The sequence below is a fragment of the Halomonas sp. LMYGS-3 genome (assembly GCF_059509875.1).
The window spans coordinates 105,404-121,643 of the sequence record NZ_JCAKFQ010000012.1 but is presented as its reverse complement, the minus strand read 5'-3'; the positions used below and the strand labels follow the sequence as shown (position 1 = coordinate 121,643).

General features: G+C 66.4%; 15 protein-coding genes. 7 read left to right on the top strand and 8 right to left on the bottom strand.

Features of this window, described 5'->3' with window-relative positions; genetic code table 11:
• The first annotated feature begins 191 nt into the window (after positions 1-191).
• Positions 192-1,181, top strand: a complete 990-nt coding sequence (locus tag AC5W54_RS13155; RefSeq protein ID WP_495962548.1) for an AraC family transcriptional regulator — start codon at positions 192-194, stop codon at positions 1,179-1,181.
• 79 nt (positions 1,182-1,260) lie between these two features.
• On the opposite strand, the gene AC5W54_RS13150 is transcribed toward AC5W54_RS13155, so the two are convergent.
• Together AC5W54_RS13150 and AC5W54_RS13145 are read right to left on the bottom strand one after the other, a co-directional pair.
• Positions 1,261-2,733 (bottom strand): protein adenylyltransferase SelO, encoded by a 1,473-nt coding sequence (locus AC5W54_RS13150; protein ID WP_495962547.1) that lies wholly within the window; start codon positions 2,731-2,733, stop codon positions 1,261-1,263.
• Between the two features lie 89 nt (positions 2,734-2,822).
• Positions 2,823-3,497 (bottom strand): GntR family transcriptional regulator, encoded by a 675-nt coding sequence (locus tag AC5W54_RS13145; RefSeq protein ID WP_495962546.1) that lies wholly within the window; start codon positions 3,495-3,497, stop codon positions 2,823-2,825.
• Between the two features lie 170 nt (positions 3,498-3,667).
• On the opposite strand from AC5W54_RS13145, the gene dctP reads away from it, so the two are divergent.
• From dctP to AC5W54_RS13120, 5 genes are all read left to right on the top strand, one after another.
• Positions 3,668-4,669, top strand: coding sequence for a TRAP transporter substrate-binding protein DctP (gene dctP, locus AC5W54_RS13140; RefSeq protein ID WP_495962545.1), 1,002 nt, complete (start codon positions 3,668-3,670; stop codon positions 4,667-4,669).
• Between the two features lie 87 nt (positions 4,670-4,756).
• Positions 4,757-5,278, top strand: a complete 522-nt coding sequence (locus AC5W54_RS13135) for a TRAP transporter small permease subunit (protein WP_495962544.1) — start codon at positions 4,757-4,759, stop codon at positions 5,276-5,278.
• A gap of 2 nt (positions 5,279-5,280) precedes the next feature.
• Positions 5,281-6,615, top strand: a complete 1,335-nt coding sequence (locus AC5W54_RS13130; RefSeq protein ID WP_495962543.1) for a TRAP transporter large permease — start codon at positions 5,281-5,283, stop codon at positions 6,613-6,615.
• A 13-nt stretch (positions 6,616-6,628) separates the two neighbouring features.
• Positions 6,629-7,999, top strand: a complete 1,371-nt coding sequence (locus tag AC5W54_RS13125; RefSeq protein WP_495962542.1) for a malonyl-CoA decarboxylase domain-containing protein — start codon at positions 6,629-6,631, stop codon at positions 7,997-7,999.
• Positions 7,996-9,516, top strand: a complete 1,521-nt coding sequence (locus AC5W54_RS13120) for a malonate--CoA ligase (protein ID WP_495962541.1) — start codon at positions 7,996-7,998, stop codon at positions 9,514-9,516. Before AC5W54_RS13125 ends, AC5W54_RS13120 begins: the two co-directional genes overlap by 4 nt.
• A gap of 79 nt (positions 9,517-9,595) precedes the next feature.
• Here the strand turns inward: AC5W54_RS13120 and AC5W54_RS13115 are convergent, their stop codons facing one another.
• From AC5W54_RS13115 to AC5W54_RS13090, 6 genes are all read right to left on the bottom strand, one after another.
• The gene (locus AC5W54_RS13115; protein ID WP_495962540.1) at positions 9,596-10,702 is read right to left on the bottom strand and encodes a hypothetical protein; all 1,107 of its coding nucleotides are present in this window, start codon (positions 10,700-10,702) and stop codon (positions 9,596-9,598) included.
• 35 nt (positions 10,703-10,737) lie between these two features.
• Complete coding sequence (locus AC5W54_RS13110) at positions 10,738-11,760, bottom strand: Nif3-like dinuclear metal center hexameric protein (RefSeq protein ID WP_495962539.1); 1,023 nt, start codon at positions 11,758-11,760, stop codon at positions 10,738-10,740.
• Between the two features lie 170 nt (positions 11,761-11,930).
• Positions 11,931-12,284 carry a Na-translocating system protein MpsC family protein gene (locus AC5W54_RS13105; RefSeq protein ID WP_495962538.1) on the bottom strand — a complete coding sequence of 118 codons (354 nt, stop codon included), beginning with the start codon at positions 12,282-12,284 and terminating at the stop codon, positions 11,931-11,933.
• Between the two features lie 298 nt (positions 12,285-12,582).
• Positions 12,583-12,942 carry an aconitase family protein gene (locus tag AC5W54_RS13100; protein WP_495962537.1) on the bottom strand — a complete coding sequence of 120 codons (360 nt, stop codon included), beginning with the start codon at positions 12,940-12,942 and terminating at the stop codon, positions 12,583-12,585.
• A 54-nt stretch (positions 12,943-12,996) separates the two neighbouring features.
• Entirely contained in the window at positions 12,997-13,923 is a 927-nt protein-coding gene (locus tag AC5W54_RS13095; protein WP_495962536.1) for a hydroxymethylglutaryl-CoA lyase, read from the bottom strand.
• Positions 13,924-13,949: 26 nt separating this feature from the next.
• Positions 13,950-15,155 (bottom strand): CaiB/BaiF CoA transferase family protein, encoded by a 1,206-nt coding sequence (locus AC5W54_RS13090; RefSeq protein ID WP_495962535.1) that lies wholly within the window; start codon positions 15,153-15,155, stop codon positions 13,950-13,952.
• Positions 15,156-15,304: 149 nt separating this feature from the next.
• Between AC5W54_RS13090 and AC5W54_RS13085 the strand changes: the two genes are divergently transcribed.
• Positions 15,305-16,204: a LysR substrate-binding domain-containing protein gene (locus tag AC5W54_RS13085; protein ID WP_495962534.1), complete on the top strand. Its 900-nt coding sequence runs from the start codon at positions 15,305-15,307 to the stop codon at positions 16,202-16,204.
• Positions 16,205-16,240 lie beyond the last annotated feature (36 nt).

Below are 16,240 nucleotides of genomic sequence, written 5' to 3'. Positions count from 1 at the left end.
GCTTTGCCTCAACGCCGATTGGCGGTATCTTTCATGGAACTGGTCATTGCTTGATCAGGGTGGCAAGATGAGCCCATCAGTTCGCAGTGCGTACCCAAGAGCGACATGCGAACACTGACCTCGACCGTCTCTCCACGGCCATCGCGATGGCCCGATGACAACCACACCCGACGGCGAGGCAAGGAGGAACCATGACCGTACCCCCTTCCCCGACGCGACGGCAGATTGCCGCCGAGTTCCACTCCCCGGACTCGGCCTGCCGCTGGATGTGCAGTATCAATGGCCCCCACCGGCTCCTGGTTCCCCAGCCACGGGCGCTCAACTTCCGTCACCGCGGCACCCGCCTGGGCAACGTCGCCATCGGCGTCATCGAGTACGCGACACCGGTGCAGATCGACATCGCCGACCTGACCCACAGCTACAGCATCAGCCTGCCCCTCCAGGGCACCCAGTCCTTCGAGCTGCCAGGCGATGCCTTCGGCTCCGATGCCGAGGTGGCTGCCATCATCTCGCCCAACCAGCCGCTGCACCTGCGCATGGACGAGAGCTGCCGAAAGCGTCTGGTACGGCTGTCGCGCCAGGCCATCGATCGCAAGCTCGCCCAATTGCTGAGGCGCGAGTTGACGCGTCCGGTGATCTTCGATCCCCGGATGCCGCTGAGCGGTACGGTGCAGGAGTGGTGGCGCATGGTGGCCAACCTGCAGGAGATGCTGGACGTGGAAGGGTCGCTGTGCGATCTGCCCGAGGTGTGGAGCAACTTCGAGAATTCGCTGATCACCAGCCTGCTCTACACCCAGCCGCACAACTACTCGAACGAATTGCTGGACCGCCAGCAGGGCCGCCCGGCCTATCTGTCGCGGCTCGAGGCCTTCCTCCGGGAGTCCCTGGACCGCCCCCTGGGCCTGGCCGATCTGGAACGCGCCGCCGGCGTCTCCCGGGAACGCCTCTATCGGGACTTCCACACCCACTACGGCGTCTCCCCCATCGCCCACTTCCGCCAGCTACGCTTCGAGCACGTTCGCCAGCGCCTGGACCAGGCCGCGCCCCACGAGAGCGTCTCCAGCATCGCCATGGACTGCGGCTTCCAGCAGTTGGGCCGTTTCTCCCAGGAGTACAAGGCGCGCTTCGGCGAGCTGCCTTCCGAGACTCTGAAGCGGACCATCCAAGCCCAACTGCAGTAGCCCACGAGCAGCCGCCCCCCGCCCGCGTCTACGGAGACTCTTCCGGTTACCTGGGCGGACGAGCGTGGCGTGTTGCTCCTCAAGTCCCGCAGAAGGTGCGGAACACCCGTTCACTCGGCGGAGCCGGCTTGGCATAGGCCTCGCGGCCGGGCTGCTCCTCGAAGGGGCTGGCGAGCACCTCGCGCAGTGCCTCGAAGGGGCCGAAGTCGTCGTGCTCGGCCGCGGCGGCCAGCGCCTCCTCGACCTTGTGGTTGCGGGGAATATAGGCGGGATTCACGGCACGCAGCCGGGTGGCGATCCCGGCCGGGTCCACGTCCTCCTGCGCCAATCGCGCGCGCCAGCGCGGCAGCCAGGCACGGATGGGCTCGTCGCGCTCGAACAGCTCGAGAAGTGCCGGGGTGTCCGCCTCCAGCGCCTCGGCCAGGCGGCGGAAGGTCAGGGTGAAGTCGGCGCGCCCGGCGTGCATTGCCTCGAGCAGGCTCTCCACCAGGTCGCGGTCACCCGCTTCCTGCGATTCGAGGCCCAGCTTGGCGCGCATCACGGCGAGCCACTCGGCCTCGTATTGCGCCTCGAAAGCCTTGATCACCTCGGTGGCCCGCTCGATGGCGTGTTCCTGGTCGTCGTCGATCAACGGCAGCAAGGTCTCGGCCAGGCGCGCCAGGTTCCACTGGGCGATCCACGGCTGGTTGCGGTAGGCGTAGCGGCCGCCCTCGTCGATGGAGCTGAACACGGTGCGCTCATCGTACGCCTCCATGAAGGCGCAGGGGCCGTAGTCGATGGTCTCGCCGGAGAGCGTCGTGTTGTCGGTGTTCATCACCCCGTGGATGAAGCCGACACCCATCCACCTGGCCACCAGTGCGGCCTGGCGGGCCTGCACCGCCTCCACCAGCGCCAGGTAGCGCTCCTCCCCGGACATCTCGAGGAGTTCCGGATAGTGGCGCTCGATAGCATGGTCGGCCAGGGTACGGATCGCCTCCACGTCGCCGCGGGCGGCGAAGTACTGGAAGGTCCCTACCCGCAGGTGACTGGCGGCGACCCGGGTCAGGATCGCACCGGGCTCGGGCACGCGCCGGAAGACCCGCTCGCCGGTGGTTACCGCGGCGAGCGCCCGAGTGGTGGGAATGCCCAGCGCATGCATCGCCTCGCTGACCAGGTACTCGCGCAGCACCGGCCCCAGCGGGGCGCGGCCATCCGCGCCCCGCGAGAAGGGGGTGCACCCGGCCCCCTTGAGCTGGATATCGCGCAGCCGACCGTCGCGGTCGGTCACCTCGCCGAGCAGCACGGCGCGGCCATCGCCGAGTCGCGGCACGAAGACGCCGAACTGGTGACCGGCGTAGGCCTGTGCAATGGGCTTGGCCCCTTCGGGCACGGCGTTGCCGGAGAGCCACTCGGCGGCCTGTCGTTCATCGAAGGCGGCCAGGTCGAAGCCCAGCTCCTCGGCCAGTGGCCGGTTGAAGGCGGCCAGCCGCGGCGCCTCCACCGGCACGGGGTCGAAGCGCTCGTAGAAGCGCTCCGGCAGGCGGGAATAGCGAAGAGTGAACTCGGGAAACATCGCGGCTCCTGTCGATAGCGATGCGGGGGGGCACCGCCTGACCATGAAAGCCCCAGTATAATGGTCAACTTTGCCTTTATCGACCGCACTCAGCCGGTACCGGAGTGGGGATTGCCGAGCCGCCTGACGCTGGCCACGAAGTCGCTGAACCGCTCCCCCTGGATCAGCACATGGTCACGCAGCGTCCGTTCGGCCCGGCTGGCGTCTCCCGACTCGATGGCGGCGACGATCTCGCGGTGTTCGTCCAGTGAGGTCTTCATGCGCTGACGCACCTGCAACTGCAGGCGGCGGTAGGGCTTGAGACGCTGCTTGAGCTGGCGCGCCTCGCTCGCCAGGAAGGTGTTGTGGCTGGCGGCATAGATGCCATCATGGAAGGTCTCGTTCTCGTAGTAGTACTCGTCGGTGTCGCCGGCCCGGGCGGCGGCCTCGCAGCGTTCCAGCGCCCTACCGAGCTCGGCGAGCTCCTCCCCGCTGGCTCGCCGCGCGGCGAGCCGGCCACACATCCCCTCGAGCTCCGCCATCACCTCGAACATCTCGATCAACTGGTCGAGGCCGACCCGCGCCACGAAAGTGCCCTTCTTCGGCGATACCGTCACCAGGCCGCTGGCCACCAGTTGCTGGATCGCCTCGCGCACCGGGGTACGGGACACCTCGAACTCCCGGCACAGCGCCTCGGGGTCGAGACGCTCACCGGGCGCCCGACGCCCGTTGATGATGTCGTCTTCCAGGGCGTCCCGAAGCCGCTGGGTATTGGACCGTTTCATGCCGTTCACCTCCCTGCCCCTGTGTGCGCCGGTCAGCCACATCGACGCCATTGCCACCTTTGTCTAAGGCCCCGAAATTGACAGTAGTATAGTCAAAGAGCTATTGAAGTATACATCAGCAATGCTGATAGACATATCAAGCTCACAACAACAACCTCTCTGGAGAAGCCATGAAACGCTCACTTACGCCGGCCATCGCCACCCTGGCCCTTGCCGCCACCGCTTTCAGCAGCGCCGCCAGCGCCGATACCGTGTTGCGCGCCTCTCACCAGTTTCCCGGCGGCCAGGGGGATGTCCGGGACGAGATGGTCCAGCTGATGGCCCGCCACGTCGCCGAGGCCGACGTGGGCCTGGAGATCGAAGTCTACCCGGGTCAGTCGCTGTTCAAGGCCAGGGAGCAGTGGGGTGCGCTGGTCCGGGGCCGCCTGGACATCACCTCGCTGCCACTCGACTACGCCAGCGGCCGCCACCCGGAGTTCTCCGCCACCCTGATGCCCGGTCTGGTGCGTAACCACGAGCACGCCAAGCGCCTGAACGACTCCGACTACATGGAGATGATCAAGGCAGTCATCCTGGACGGCGGCGCCCGGGTGCTGGCCGATGCCTGGCTGTCCGGCGGCTTCGCCTCCAGCGAGCGCTGCATCACCTCGCCGGATACCGTCGAGGGGCAGAACTTCCGTGCCGCCGGTCCGGCCTTCGAGCAGATGCTGGAAGCCGCCGGCGCCTCGATCGCCTCCATGCCGTCCTCGGAGATCTACACCGCGATGCAGACCGGGGTGCTGGACGCCGCCAACACCTCGTCGATGTCGTTCGTCTCCTTCCGCCTCTACGAGCAGGTCGACTGCCTGACCGAGCCCGGCGACTATGCCCTGTGGTTCATGTACGAACCGATCCTGATCTCCGAGCAGGTCTGGCAGGGCCTCGACGAGGCGCAGCAGGCCGCCCTGTCGGAGGCCGGCAAGGCCGCCGAGGAGTTCTTCGCCGCCGAGGCCGCCGCCATCGACCGGCAGATGGTCGAAGTCTATCGCGAGAACGGTGTCGAGGTCGTGAGCATGTCCGAGGAGGACTACAACGCCTGGCTCGAGATCGCCCGGGAGACCTCCTACAAGAACTTCGCCGAGAACGTGGAGAACGGCCAGGCCATCATCGATGCCGCCCTCGCGGTCGAGTGATCGCCGCGACACCGCATCCGGCGGTACGGCCACCCCACGCGGGTGGCCGCCTTCCACCTCATGCGCACCCACCTTCCCGAGGGAACCATGGCCACTTCAACCACTCATGATATCGCCGCGCGAGGCGGCCCCCTCGGCGGCTATATCCGCCTGATGGACCGACTCTCGCGCGCCACCGCCTACCTGGCGGCACTGATGTTCATTGCCGGTGTCGTCGTCATCTGCCAGATGGTCTTCGTGCGCTATGTGCTGGGCATGAGCACCAGTTGGCAGACCGAGTTCACGGTCTTTTCCGTCACCGGCGCCATGCTGATGGGCAGCCCCTACGTGCTGATGACCGGCGGCCACGTCGCCATCACCATCCTGCCGGACGCCCTCGGCGGCATCGCCCGGAGGCTGATGCTGCTCGTCGCCTCACTGATCGGACTGGCCTTCTGCGCGGCCCTGGCCTACGCCGCCTGGGTCTATGTCTGGGAAGCCTGGGAGGGCGGCTGGACCACCGGCACGGTATGGAACCCCCCGCTCTGGCCGGCCCTGCTGCCCATGGCCCTGGGGGCCACCCTGCTGTCCCTGCAGTACATCGCTGAAATCCTGCGCGGGGAGGACTGAGCATGGATCCAATTACCCTGGGAATCATCGTGGCCGTCGCGCTGGTCGTGATGATGGCCATCGGCACCCCCATCGCCTTCGCCTTGGGCGGCGTCTCGCTCATCGCGCTGATCTACGACCGTGGCCTGCCCGAACTCACCTACTTCGGCGAGACCTTCTTCGACCGCATCGCCGAGTTCGGCTTCGTGGCCATCCCCATGTTCATCCTGATGGGCGCCGCCGTGGCCTCCTCGCCCACCGGCCGTGACCTCTACCGCTCGCTGGACCTGTGGATGGGACGGCTGCCCGGGGGACTCGCCGTCTCCAACATCGGCGCCTGTACCATCTTCTCCGCCCTCTCCGGGTCGTCACCGGCCACCTGTGCCGCCATCGGCAAGATGGGCATCCCCGAAATGCGTACCCGCGGCTACCCGGACGGCGTGGCCGCCGGCTGCATCGCTGCCGGCGGCACCCTGGGCATCCTGATCCCGCCCTCGGTGACCATGATCATCTACGGCATCTCCACCGAGACCTCGATCGGCCGCCTGTTCATCGCCGGCGTGATGCCGGGGCTGATGCTGGCCGGCCTGTTCATGGCCTGGACGATGATCGCCTGTCGCCTGGCCGGGGGGTACAACAACCCCATGGCGCAGACCGCCGAGCGCATGAAGGAGACGGTCAAGGCCAACGTGGACGCCAACCTCAAGGCACTGATCCGCGTACTGCCCTTCCTCGCGGTGGTGGCGGGCATCCTCTTCGCCCTCTACGGTGGCGTGGCCACGCCCTCCGAGGCGGCCGGTGTCGGCGCCTTCCTCTGCCTGGCGCTGGCCGTGATCATCTACCGCATGTGGAAGGTGGGGCCGATCAAGCTGATCATGCGCGACTCGCTGCGCGAGAGCGTGATGATCATGCTGGTCATCGCCTGCGCCGAGGTGTTCGCCTACGCGCTGTCGTCCATGTTCATCACCCAGACCGTGGCCGGCGCCATCGCCGACCTGGAGGTCAACCGCTGGGTGCTGATGGGGGTGATCAACCTCTTCCTGCTGGTGGCCGGCTTCTTCCTGCCCCCGGTGGCGGTGATCGTGATGACCGCACCGATCCTGCTGCCGATCATCCTGGCCGCCGATTTCGATCCCTACTGGTTCGCGGTGGTGCTGACCATCAACCTGGAGATCGGCCTGATCACGCCGCCGGTGGGGCTCAACCTCTTCATCATCAAGGGGATCGCGCCAGACATCTCGCTGCGCAACATCCTGATGGGCAGCCTGCCCTATGCCCTGTGCATGGTGCTGGGCATCCTGCTGCTGTGCTTCTTCCCGGGCATCGCGCTGTGGCTGCCGAACCTGATCATGGGCTAGGAGAAACACACGCATGAACATGACCTTCCTGCAGGAACTGTTCAACAGCATCACCCAGCGCGACGCCCTGTTGAGGCGCCGCCAGGGCGAGGGCGCCCCCCCGGACCACGCCCAGCTGCTCGAGGCCTGCCATGCCCTGCTGGAGAGCGACGGCGAGGCCTCGAGCATCGCCCTGGCCAGCCGGGCGCTGGCCATGTATCGCCTGCTCGGCGAGGCAGAGCAGCAACGCTTCTTCGAGGGCCTGGCGACGGAGTTCGCCGCCGAGCCGTCGGCCATCGATGCCGCCTATGCGGCCTACCGCGAGGCTCGCGACAACCCCAGCCTGCAGGCCCTGTTCGATGCCTGCGAGCCACGCCGCCAGGAGCTGTTCCGGCGGCTCAACCTCGCCAGCAACGGCACCTACGAGCTGGTGCGCATGCGCGAGGATCTGCTGAGGCTGCTGCGGGCGCGACCCCGGGCCAATACGAAGGAGCTCGGCGCCATCGATGCCGACTTTGCCCACCTGTTCGGCTCCTGGTTCAACCGCGGCTTCCTGGTGCTCAAGCGCATCGACTGGAACACCCCGGCCTCGATCCTGGAGAAGATCATCCGCTACGAAGCGGTGCACGAGATCCAGGACTGGGACGATCTGCGCCGCCGGCTGGACGCCCGTGACCGTCGCTGCTTCGCCTTCTTCCACCCGGCCATCGGCGACGAACCGCTGATCTTCGTGGAAGTGGCGCTGTGCAAGGGCCTGCCGAACCGCATCCAGCCGATCCTGGCCGGCGAGGAGAGCGGGGTCGAGGAACCCGACGAGGCCGACAGCGCGGCCTTCTTCGGCATCAGCAACTGCCAGACCGGCCTGCGCGGCATCTCCTTCGGCAACTTCCTGATCAAGCAGGTGGTCCAGGAGCTGAAGCAGGAACTCCCGCAGCTCAAGCACTTCGTGACCCTGTCGCCGGTGCCCGGCTTCCGCCAGTGGCTGGAAGAGCTCCGTGCCGACCCGAGCCTGCCCGAGGCGCTGCGCGAGACCCTGGCCGGGCTCGACGAAGCCGAATGGCACCGGGAGCCCGAGCGGGCGGCGCGACTCGAGGCCACGATCAAGCCGCTGGCCGCTCGCTACCTGGTCGAGGCGAAGAACGCCCACGGCCTGCCGCTCAATCCGGTGGCCCGCTTCCACCTCGGCAACGGCGCCGAACTGCACCGCATCAACTGGCTCGGCGACACCTCGGACAAGGGCCTCAACCAGGCCGCGGGCCTGATGGTCAACTACCTCTACGTGCTCGACAACATCGAGCGCAACCACGAGAACTACATCGCCAACGCCACCGTGGCCCGCTCGGGCGAGGTCCGTGACCTTGCCCGCAAGGCCAGGAAACTGGCCAAGGGAGAGACCGCCAAATGAACCACAACCTCTTCGCCACCTTCGCCGAGCGCATGCGCGAGCGCGGAGACGCCGATTTCATCACCACCCGCGAGGGGCGCGGTTACCGCTACGCCGAGGCACTGGCGGCCAGTGCCCGACTGGCCGGGGCCTTGACCGCCCTGGGCGTGACGCCGGGCGACCGCGTCGCCGTCCAGGTCGACAAGAGCCCCGAGGCGATCCTGCTCTACCTGGCCTGCCTGCGTGTCGGCGGCGTCTACCTGCCGCTCAACACCGGCTACACGGGCGACGAGATCCGCTACTTCCTCACCGATGCCGAGCCGGCGCTGTTTGTCTGTCGTCCGGCCAATGCCGATGAGGCCCGTGCCATCGCCGCCGAGTGCGGCTGCCCGGCGGTAGAGACCCTGGGCACCGCGGCCGACGGTAGCCTGATGACAGCCGCCGAACGCGCCGCCCCCCGCGACGACATCGTCGAACGGGGCGAGCGCGACCTGGCGGCGATCCTCTACACCTCGGGCACCACCGGCCGCTCCAAGGGCGCCATGCTGACCCATGACAACCTGGGCTCCAACGCCGCCACCCTGGTAAAGGCCTGGCACTTCAGCGAGGCGGACCGGCTGATCCACGCCCTGCCGATCTTCCACACCCACGGGCTGTTCGTGGCCTGCAATGTCACCCTGATGGCCGGCTCGAGCATGCTCTTCCTGCCGAAGTTCGACGCCGACGTGATCTTCGAGGAACTGCCCCGCGGCAGCGTGATGATGGGGGTGCCGACCTTCTACACCCGCCTGGTGGCCGACGAGCGCCTGACCCCGGAGATTACCGCCAACATGCGCCTGTTCGTCTCCGGTTCGGCCCCGCTCACCGCCGAGACCCACCAGGCCTTCGAGCAGAAGACCGGCCATGCCATCCTCGAGCGCTACGGCATGACCGAGACCAACATGAACCTCTCCAACCCCTACGACGGCGAGCGCATCGCCGGCACCGTGGGTATGCCGCTGCCCGGCGTGGAGTACCGCATCACCGACCGCGAGACCCACGAGCCGGTGGCCCGGGGCGAGATCGGCATGCTCGAGATCCGCGGCCCCAACGTCTTCATCGGCTACTGGCGCATGCCGGAGAAGACCCGCGAGGAGCTGCTCGAGGACGGCTTCTTCGTCACCGGCGACCTGGCCCGGGTCGACGAGCGCGGCTACGTGCACATCGTCGGTCGCGACAAGGACCTGGTGATCTCCGGCGGCTACAATGTCTATCCCAAGGAGGTCGAGCAGGTCATCGACGAACTCGACGGCGTGGTGGAGTCGGCGGTGATCGGTCTGCCCCACCCCGACTTCGGCGAAGGCGTCACCGCCGTGGTCGTGCCGCAGCCGGGTGCCGACCTCGACGAGGCGCAGGTACTCGCCTTCCTGCAGGGCAAGCTGGCGAAGTACAAGCAGCCCAAGCGGGTCTTCTTCGCCGACAGCCTGCCGCGCAACACCATGGGCAAGGTGCAGAAGAACCAGTTGCGCCAGCAGTATCACGACACCTACCGCCAATGACCCACGACAAGGCCCGGTCGACTGCAGCGCGCCGTCGGCCGGGCCTTGTCATCCCCTTTCCTGCCTTGTGCTTCCTTGGTTACACCACCAGCGGCGTCACGAAGAAGGCAATCAGGAAGGCCGTCGCCAGGCGCATCACGATCCCCAGTACGGCCGCACCCATCGCCTCGCGCTCGGTCAGGTCGGAGCTCTCCGCCCACACCACCGGCACCTGGCCGAACACGGCCGACAGGGGCAGGCCGGACGAGGCCAGCACGAACGACCCCACCACCAGGGAGGGATCGAGTTCGCTGGCGATCCCCTGCAGCTGCCCCATGGCCAGCGTCGGGCTGACCAGGAAGGAGAGCACGCCGGTCTCCGGGTGGATGTTGAACAGCAGCATGGCCTTGCCCAGCCCCGCTTCGATCGGCGCCCAGACGCCGACGTAGTCGAGCACCCCGATGACGGCGAAGACCAGTGCCACCGCCGGGATCAGGATCAGCAGCAGCAACTCCACGCCCTCGCGCGCCGCGCTGAACAGCGTCGGCATGAAATCACGCTCGGGCGTGAAGGTCGGCAGGTGGCCGATCTCGACGCGTTTAACGTCACGATAGAGCAGCTTCGACAGGATGAGGGGTGAGATGACCAGCGGCAGGAATACCGCCAGCAGCACCACGACGAAGACGTTGACCCCGGCGAAGGTCAGCGCCATCAGCCCCAGCATGAAGGTCGAGAACGACTGCTGCGACTGCACCATGGTGGCCACGGCCAGCTTCTGTTCGTCCTTGGTGGCGCCCGCCCGCTTCAGGATCGGCCCGGAAATCTTACCGGCCGCGTTGATGTCACCGAAGATGTTGTAGACGCTGGGAATGATCACGGCGGGGTTGACCCCGAGCAGCTTCATGGCGGGGACGAAGATGCGCACCAGTGCGTCGGTGAAACCCAGCCGCTCCAGTAGACGACCGATGATCACGCTGACGATGATGGCCGTACCGACCACCCCGGTCAGGAAGACGTCGACCACGACGGGGCGTACGGAGTCGAGAATCGAGTTGAACAGCCCCGACAGGCTGGTGGGCGAGAGCATCAGCAGCAGCAGGCAGATGCACAGCAGCACAGTGCCGACCACTTCGATCCGCTTCCACGCCCGCTTGCTCGCGGGGAGTCCGGGGTCCTTCGCTTCAGGAGTAGAAACCGAGGTTTTCATGACAGTGCCTCTATTGTTATTGGTTGGCGCCTACCTTACGTCTCGCTCAGCGCATGCTTGCCCAACAGGTGGCTCGCCGACATCTCCCTGGCATAGGCCTGCATCGCCGCGTTGCCGACCCGCTTGACCGGTGTGGAGGTGACACGGTCACGGAACAGCACCACTTCCACCCCCTCGAGCAGCTCGTCCAGGGCATGGGCCAGGGGCAGACCATTCTCGAGGATTTCCATCACATGACAGTTGCCGACCAGGAAGTTGAGCCCCATCTCCTGCGCTGTCGCGATCAGTTCATGCCCGTCATAGACGCGGCTGATGGAAGCCAGCACAGTGTCCACAACAGGGTTCTCCGCCACCGCCTGCCGCAGATTCTCGGGCGAGAAGCCGGTATGGGGAAAGATATGCAGGATGTTCTCCACCCGACTGTGCCGATCTCCCAGGTGGATGAAGCCCCGGGTCTCGACGCTGGTTTCCCGGATCTCCTCGATGCCGCGCACCAGCCGCTCCTCCGCCAGTAACGCCCTGTCCTGGTCGAGTGCCATGTAGGCATCCAGCCGATCGAGGATATCGCCGAGGGTCACGACGCCGGGCAGCGCCTTGCCCACGAACATGATGTTGCCATGCACCCCACCGTAGGCGATGCTGCCTTTCACCACCCGGTGGCCATGCAGGAAGGGAATGCCGGGATGCAGACCATGGAAGGCCTCGTGGCACTCTAGTCCGGCCACCTCATAGAGGTCCAGGTAGTTCTTCAGGGTCACGCCACCACAGCTGGCGGCATCCGCGATGGGATGATGCGCCACCACGGCGTCGACGCCGGTGGCACCCGCCAGCTCGATCACCAGCTCCGTCATGGTCATGCATACGGCGACCTTCCTGACTTCCTTGGCGGGGTCACCATAGATCAGCCCAGGAATCTCCAGCACCTCCTTGCCATAGATTCCCGAGGATTTCATGATCACGAAGGGGTGTTCCCCCCGTTTGACCTCGTCCATGGACGAGACCGTTCTGCCGCCCGTTATCACGCTCAGGGCATTGACGATATCGGACACTCTGGCCATCGGCTTTCCTCCTCTCGGCACTACAAAAAAAACCGCCAGCACACCCCGAGGCTTCTGCCTCAGGCTGGGCTGACGGTCATCGAGCACTCGCCCTTCTCAGGGCGAGTTCACATCACCAGTCAACGATTTCTCGTCGAAGATTTGCGGACTATGCCCTGCACGGCATCGTGTCAGAGGTAGTCACGCACATCTCGTTGCAACACCACCACGGTAGCGGACAGCTCGGCTTCAGCATCGTAGTCCTTGAAGATGGACAGGACCTCAAAGCCATACTTCTCTACCAGCAGCTGCTTGAATTCGTTCTTGAATCCCTTGATCAGATAATGATCGGCCAGTTCGCTGACGTTGCTGTTGAGCTTGTTAAGGTAAGCCAGCGAGGGGACCCGCTTGTGCAGGGCGATGATGAGAATCTTGTCGCCCTGGACATCCACCTTCTGGCGTACGACGCCGATACCGAAGATTCGATGGTTGACCTCGTTGTAGTCCTTGATCAGCTCCTGCTTGAACTCCCCCAGGGTTGTCATGTCCGGCTCAACTCTGCTCGGCTATCGGGCTCGAAAATCTTGCGCCTGGTATACTATCAGAGCGCAAGAATCAGGCTAGCCAAGAAATCATCGGCCGTCAATAGAGAAATCGATTTTTGACATCCCTGCACTATCCTTTCAAATCAATGTATAACAGTTGGAAGAAGATCGACAGGCTATTCCCCCTCCTTTGGAGAGGGATGCCAATGGTATACCAAACATCCCATTTTGCGTGGATCACATCGCCCCACGGGTCCGATTCCGCTCTCTTCCGCCGCGCCTGGGGCCGCCCTGTCCCCTAATGCGACCGGGAGCGGGAGGCGGCGGTTTCGGGGCTGGACAGGAAGATGCTGTCCTCATGGGTACCCGAACGGCCGGGGAAGTTGCGCGGTACCGTGCGCAGGCTGTTGGGTCCTACCGCCGGGGCCTGGCCCATGCCGATGCAGCCGTTGCAGCCGGCCTGGTGCAGGCGCGCGCCACAGGTCACCAGGTCGGCCAGATAGCCGTCTCGAATCAGGGTGGCAAGCATATCCTGCAGCAGTGCCTGATCCATGCGCAGGGCGATCTCGCTGCCGGGTGTCATCTCGCCACTGACCAGATGGTCACGGATCAGCTGCTGGGCCAGATTGAGGGGAGTAGAGGGAGTGGTCGCGGTCATCGTTGTGCATCTCATCAGTCGTCACGGTGGAGAAACGGGCGGCCAGGGCCGGGATCACCGGGCCGGCATGGCATAGCGCCGGTCCGCCTTGCCGGCCTTCACCACCTGGCCGGGCGTGTCGTGGCCCACCAGTTCGGGCAGCAGGGCCGAGGCCGCCAGCAGGGCGTCCAGGTCGACACCGGTGGGCACGCCCATCTGCTCGAACATGTGCACCAGGTCCTCGGTGCAGACATTACCGGTGGCGCCCGGCGCGTAGGGGCAGCCGCCCAGGCCCCCCAGGGAGGCATCGAAACGGGTGATGCCCACCTGCCAGGCAGTCAGGGCGTTGGCCAGGCCCATGCCGCGGGTGTTGTGGAAGTGCAGGGTGAGCGGGGTATCAGGGAAGCGTGACAGGGCCGCCTCGCAGAGCCGCGCAACCTGGGCGGGGTTGGCCACGCCAGTGGTGTCGCACAGGGTCATGCCCTGCACGCCCAGCGCCAGCTGGCGCTCCATCAGGTCGAGCACCCGCTCCCGGGGCACCTCACCTTCGAAGGGGCAGCCGAAGCTGGTGGACAACGAGGCATTGACGAAGACGTCGCGACCCTGGCGATGCGCGCGGACGACCTCGAGGATGCCGGCAAATTGCTCGAGCGACTGTTCCGGCGTCATGCGCAGGTTGGCCAGGCCGTGAGAGTCGCTTGCCGACATCACCAGGTTGATCTCGTCGACGCCGCTGACCAGGGCCCGCTCCGCGCCCTTCACGTTGGGCACCAGCACGGTGATGCCCACACCGGGGCGACGCTGGATGCCTTCCACCACCTCGGCGGCATCGCGCAGGTTGGGGATCGCCTTCGGCGACACGAAGGAGGTGGCCTCGATGCGGGCGAGCCCGGTGGCGGATAGGGCGTCGATCAGGCGAATCTTGTCCGCGGTGGGCACGAAGGTCGACTCGATCTGGAAACCGTCGCGCGGTGCGACCTCGTTGATCTCGAGCGGGGTCATGGCAGCTCCTGGATGGGTCACGGGGATCAGATGATGCCGGCGTCGCGAAGCTTGGTGCGGGTCGCCTCGTCGATGTCCAGCTCGTCGAGCACCTCGTCGGTATGCTGGCCCAGCGCCGGACCGCCGCTGCCCAGCCGGCCCGGCGTGGCACTGAGCCGCGGCAGCACGCCGGGCACCTTGAGCGGCTTGCCGTCGGGCCGGGTGATGGTCTGGATCATCTCCCGGGCCAGGTAGTGGGGGTCGGCGGCGATGTCGGCGGCGGTGTAGGGGTAGCCGGCGGGCACCCGGGCGCCGTCCAGAGCGGCGAGGATCTCCTCGCGCCCCCGGGTCCGCGTCCAGTCCTCGATGGCGCCGTCGATCTCCTCGGCACGACGGGTTCGGCCGTCGTTGTGGGCCAACTCCGGGTCCTCGGCCAGGTCCTGGCGATCGATCAGCACCATCAAGCGCTTGAAGATGCTGTCGCCGTTACCGGCGATCAGCACGAAGTCGTCATCGCGGGTGCGGTAGGCATTCGACGGCGTGATGCCGGGCAGGGCGCTGCCGCTGGGCTGTCGGACATGGCCGGTGGCGTCGTACTCGGGCAGCAGGCTCTCCATCATGGCGAATACCGACTCGTAGAGGGCGACGTCGATCTCCTGGCCCAGGCCGCTGAGGGCACGTTCCTGCAGCGCCAGCAGGGTGCCGATCACCGCATAGAGCGCGGAGAGCGAGTCGCCGATGCTGACGCCGACCCGCACCGAGGGCTCACCGGGCTGGCCGGTGAGGTAGCGCAGGCCACCCATGGCCTCGCCGATCACCCCGAAGCCCGGCTTGTCACGATAGGGGCCGGTCTGACCGAAGCCGGAGACCCGCACCATGATCAGTCCGGGATTTTGCTCGGCCAGCGCCTCATAGCCCAGCCCCCAGCCCTCCAGGGTGCCGGGGCGGAAGTTCTCCACCAGTACGTCGGCCTCGGCGGCCAGCCGCCGGGCCATCGCCTGGCCCTCCTCGCTGCGCAGGTCAAGGGTGACGGAGCGCTTGGTGCGGCTCTGCACGTGCCACCACAGCGAGGTGTCGTCCTCGATGATTCGCCACTTGCGAAGGGGGTCACCGGTCCCCGGGGGCTCTACCTTGATCACGTCGGCGCCGAACTCGCCCAGCAGCTTGGTGGCGAAGGGGCCGGCGATCAGCTGGCCGAGCTCGAGGACCTTGAGGCCTGCCAGCGGCAGCTGGCGTGAGGTCGGGGAGGTCATGGGGATCTCCTGGGAATGTCCTGGTCGATGTCATTGAGCATGTGCCACCCCGGCGCTCGATCACAATTAGGCAATCGGGAACCAAGGTTTCGCTGTACACGAAGCCTGGGCTAGCATGAGAAGGGTTCCCCTACCGGAGGCCGGATGGCGTGCGCCGCTTCGATCTCGTCACCCTGAAGCTGTTCGTGACCATCGCCGACGTGGGACGGCTGACCGCCGCCGCGGAGCGCGAACACCTGGCGCTGGCCGCGGTGAGCAAGCGCATCAGCGACCTGGAATCGTTGATAGGGACCGAACTGCTCTACCGACGCTCGCGCGGGGTCGAGCTGACCCCGGCCGGCCAGGCCTTCCTGCACCACGCCCGGCGTATCCTCGAGGCCATCTCGCGCCTGGAGGCGGAGCTCAGCGAGTATGGCGAGGGGGTGCGCGGCCATGTGCGCATCCACTCCAACACCTCGGCGATCATCGCCTTCCTGCCCCGGGATCTCAGCACCTTCTCCCGGGAGTATCCGCAGATCAAGCTCGACCTCCAGGAGCGCACCAGCGGCGAGGCCATCGGTGCGGTGCGCGACGGCATCGCCGACATCGGCATCTTCGCCAGCCATGTGGCCGCCGACGGGCTCGAGGTGCGACCCTACCGCAGCGACCAGCTGGTGCTGGTCACGCCCCGCGACCATCCGCTGTCGAAGCGGGAGCGCCTCTTCCTCCACGAGGCCACTGAATACGACTTCGTCGGCCTGCAGCAGGACACCTCTCTGCAGTCGCTGCTCCACGAACAGGCCAACCAGGCGGGGCGCACCCTGCGCATGCGCATCCAGGTGCGCAGCTTCGACGCCATCTGTCGCATGATCCACCACGGCATGGGCGTCGGGGTGCTACCCGAACACACTCTCTACCGCGACCTGCGTGACCTGAACCTGAGACACATCCCCCTGGCCGACGACTGGGCGCGCCGGGAGCTCGTCCTCGGCATGCGCCACTACGACACCCTGCCGGTGGTGGCGCGCCACCTGGTCGACCATCTGCTCGAGGCCCAGGACCCGGGGTAGACCAAGGTCGCAGACAGATCGCCAGGCAATGGTTTC

Excerpts from the sequence above, each read along its gene's own strand:
- AC5W54_RS13155 (WP_495962548.1), top strand. The coding sequence starts at position 192 with ATGACCGTACCCCCTTCCCCGACGCGACGGCAGATTGCCGCCGAGTTC.
- AC5W54_RS13150 (WP_495962547.1), bottom strand. The coding sequence starts at position 2,733 with ATGTTTCCCGAGTTCACTCTTCGCTATTCCCGCCTGCCGGAGCGCTTC.
- AC5W54_RS13145 (WP_495962546.1), bottom strand. The coding sequence starts at position 3,497 with ATGAAACGGTCCAATACCCAGCGGCTTCGGGACGCCCTGGAAGACGAC.
- dctP (WP_495962545.1), top strand. The coding sequence starts at position 3,668 with ATGAAACGCTCACTTACGCCGGCCATCGCCACCCTGGCCCTTGCCGCC.
- AC5W54_RS13135 (WP_495962544.1), top strand. The coding sequence starts at position 4,757 with ATGGCCACTTCAACCACTCATGATATCGCCGCGCGAGGCGGCCCCCTC.
- AC5W54_RS13130 (WP_495962543.1), top strand. The coding sequence starts at position 5,281 with ATGGATCCAATTACCCTGGGAATCATCGTGGCCGTCGCGCTGGTCGTG.
- AC5W54_RS13125 (WP_495962542.1), top strand. The coding sequence starts at position 6,629 with ATGAACATGACCTTCCTGCAGGAACTGTTCAACAGCATCACCCAGCGC.
- AC5W54_RS13120 (WP_495962541.1), top strand. The coding sequence starts at position 7,996 with ATGAACCACAACCTCTTCGCCACCTTCGCCGAGCGCATGCGCGAGCGC.
- AC5W54_RS13115 (WP_495962540.1), bottom strand. The coding sequence starts at position 10,702 with ATGAAAACCTCGGTTTCTACTCCTGAAGCGAAGGACCCCGGACTCCCC.
- AC5W54_RS13110 (WP_495962539.1), bottom strand. The coding sequence starts at position 11,760 with ATGGCCAGAGTGTCCGATATCGTCAATGCCCTGAGCGTGATAACGGGC.
- AC5W54_RS13105 (WP_495962538.1), bottom strand. The coding sequence starts at position 12,284 with ATGACAACCCTGGGGGAGTTCAAGCAGGAGCTGATCAAGGACTACAAC.
- AC5W54_RS13100 (WP_495962537.1), bottom strand. The coding sequence starts at position 12,942 with ATGACCGCGACCACTCCCTCTACTCCCCTCAATCTGGCCCAGCAGCTG.
- AC5W54_RS13095 (WP_495962536.1), bottom strand. The coding sequence starts at position 13,923 with ATGACCCCGCTCGAGATCAACGAGGTCGCACCGCGCGACGGTTTCCAG.
- AC5W54_RS13090 (WP_495962535.1), bottom strand. The coding sequence starts at position 15,155 with ATGACCTCCCCGACCTCACGCCAGCTGCCGCTGGCAGGCCTCAAGGTC.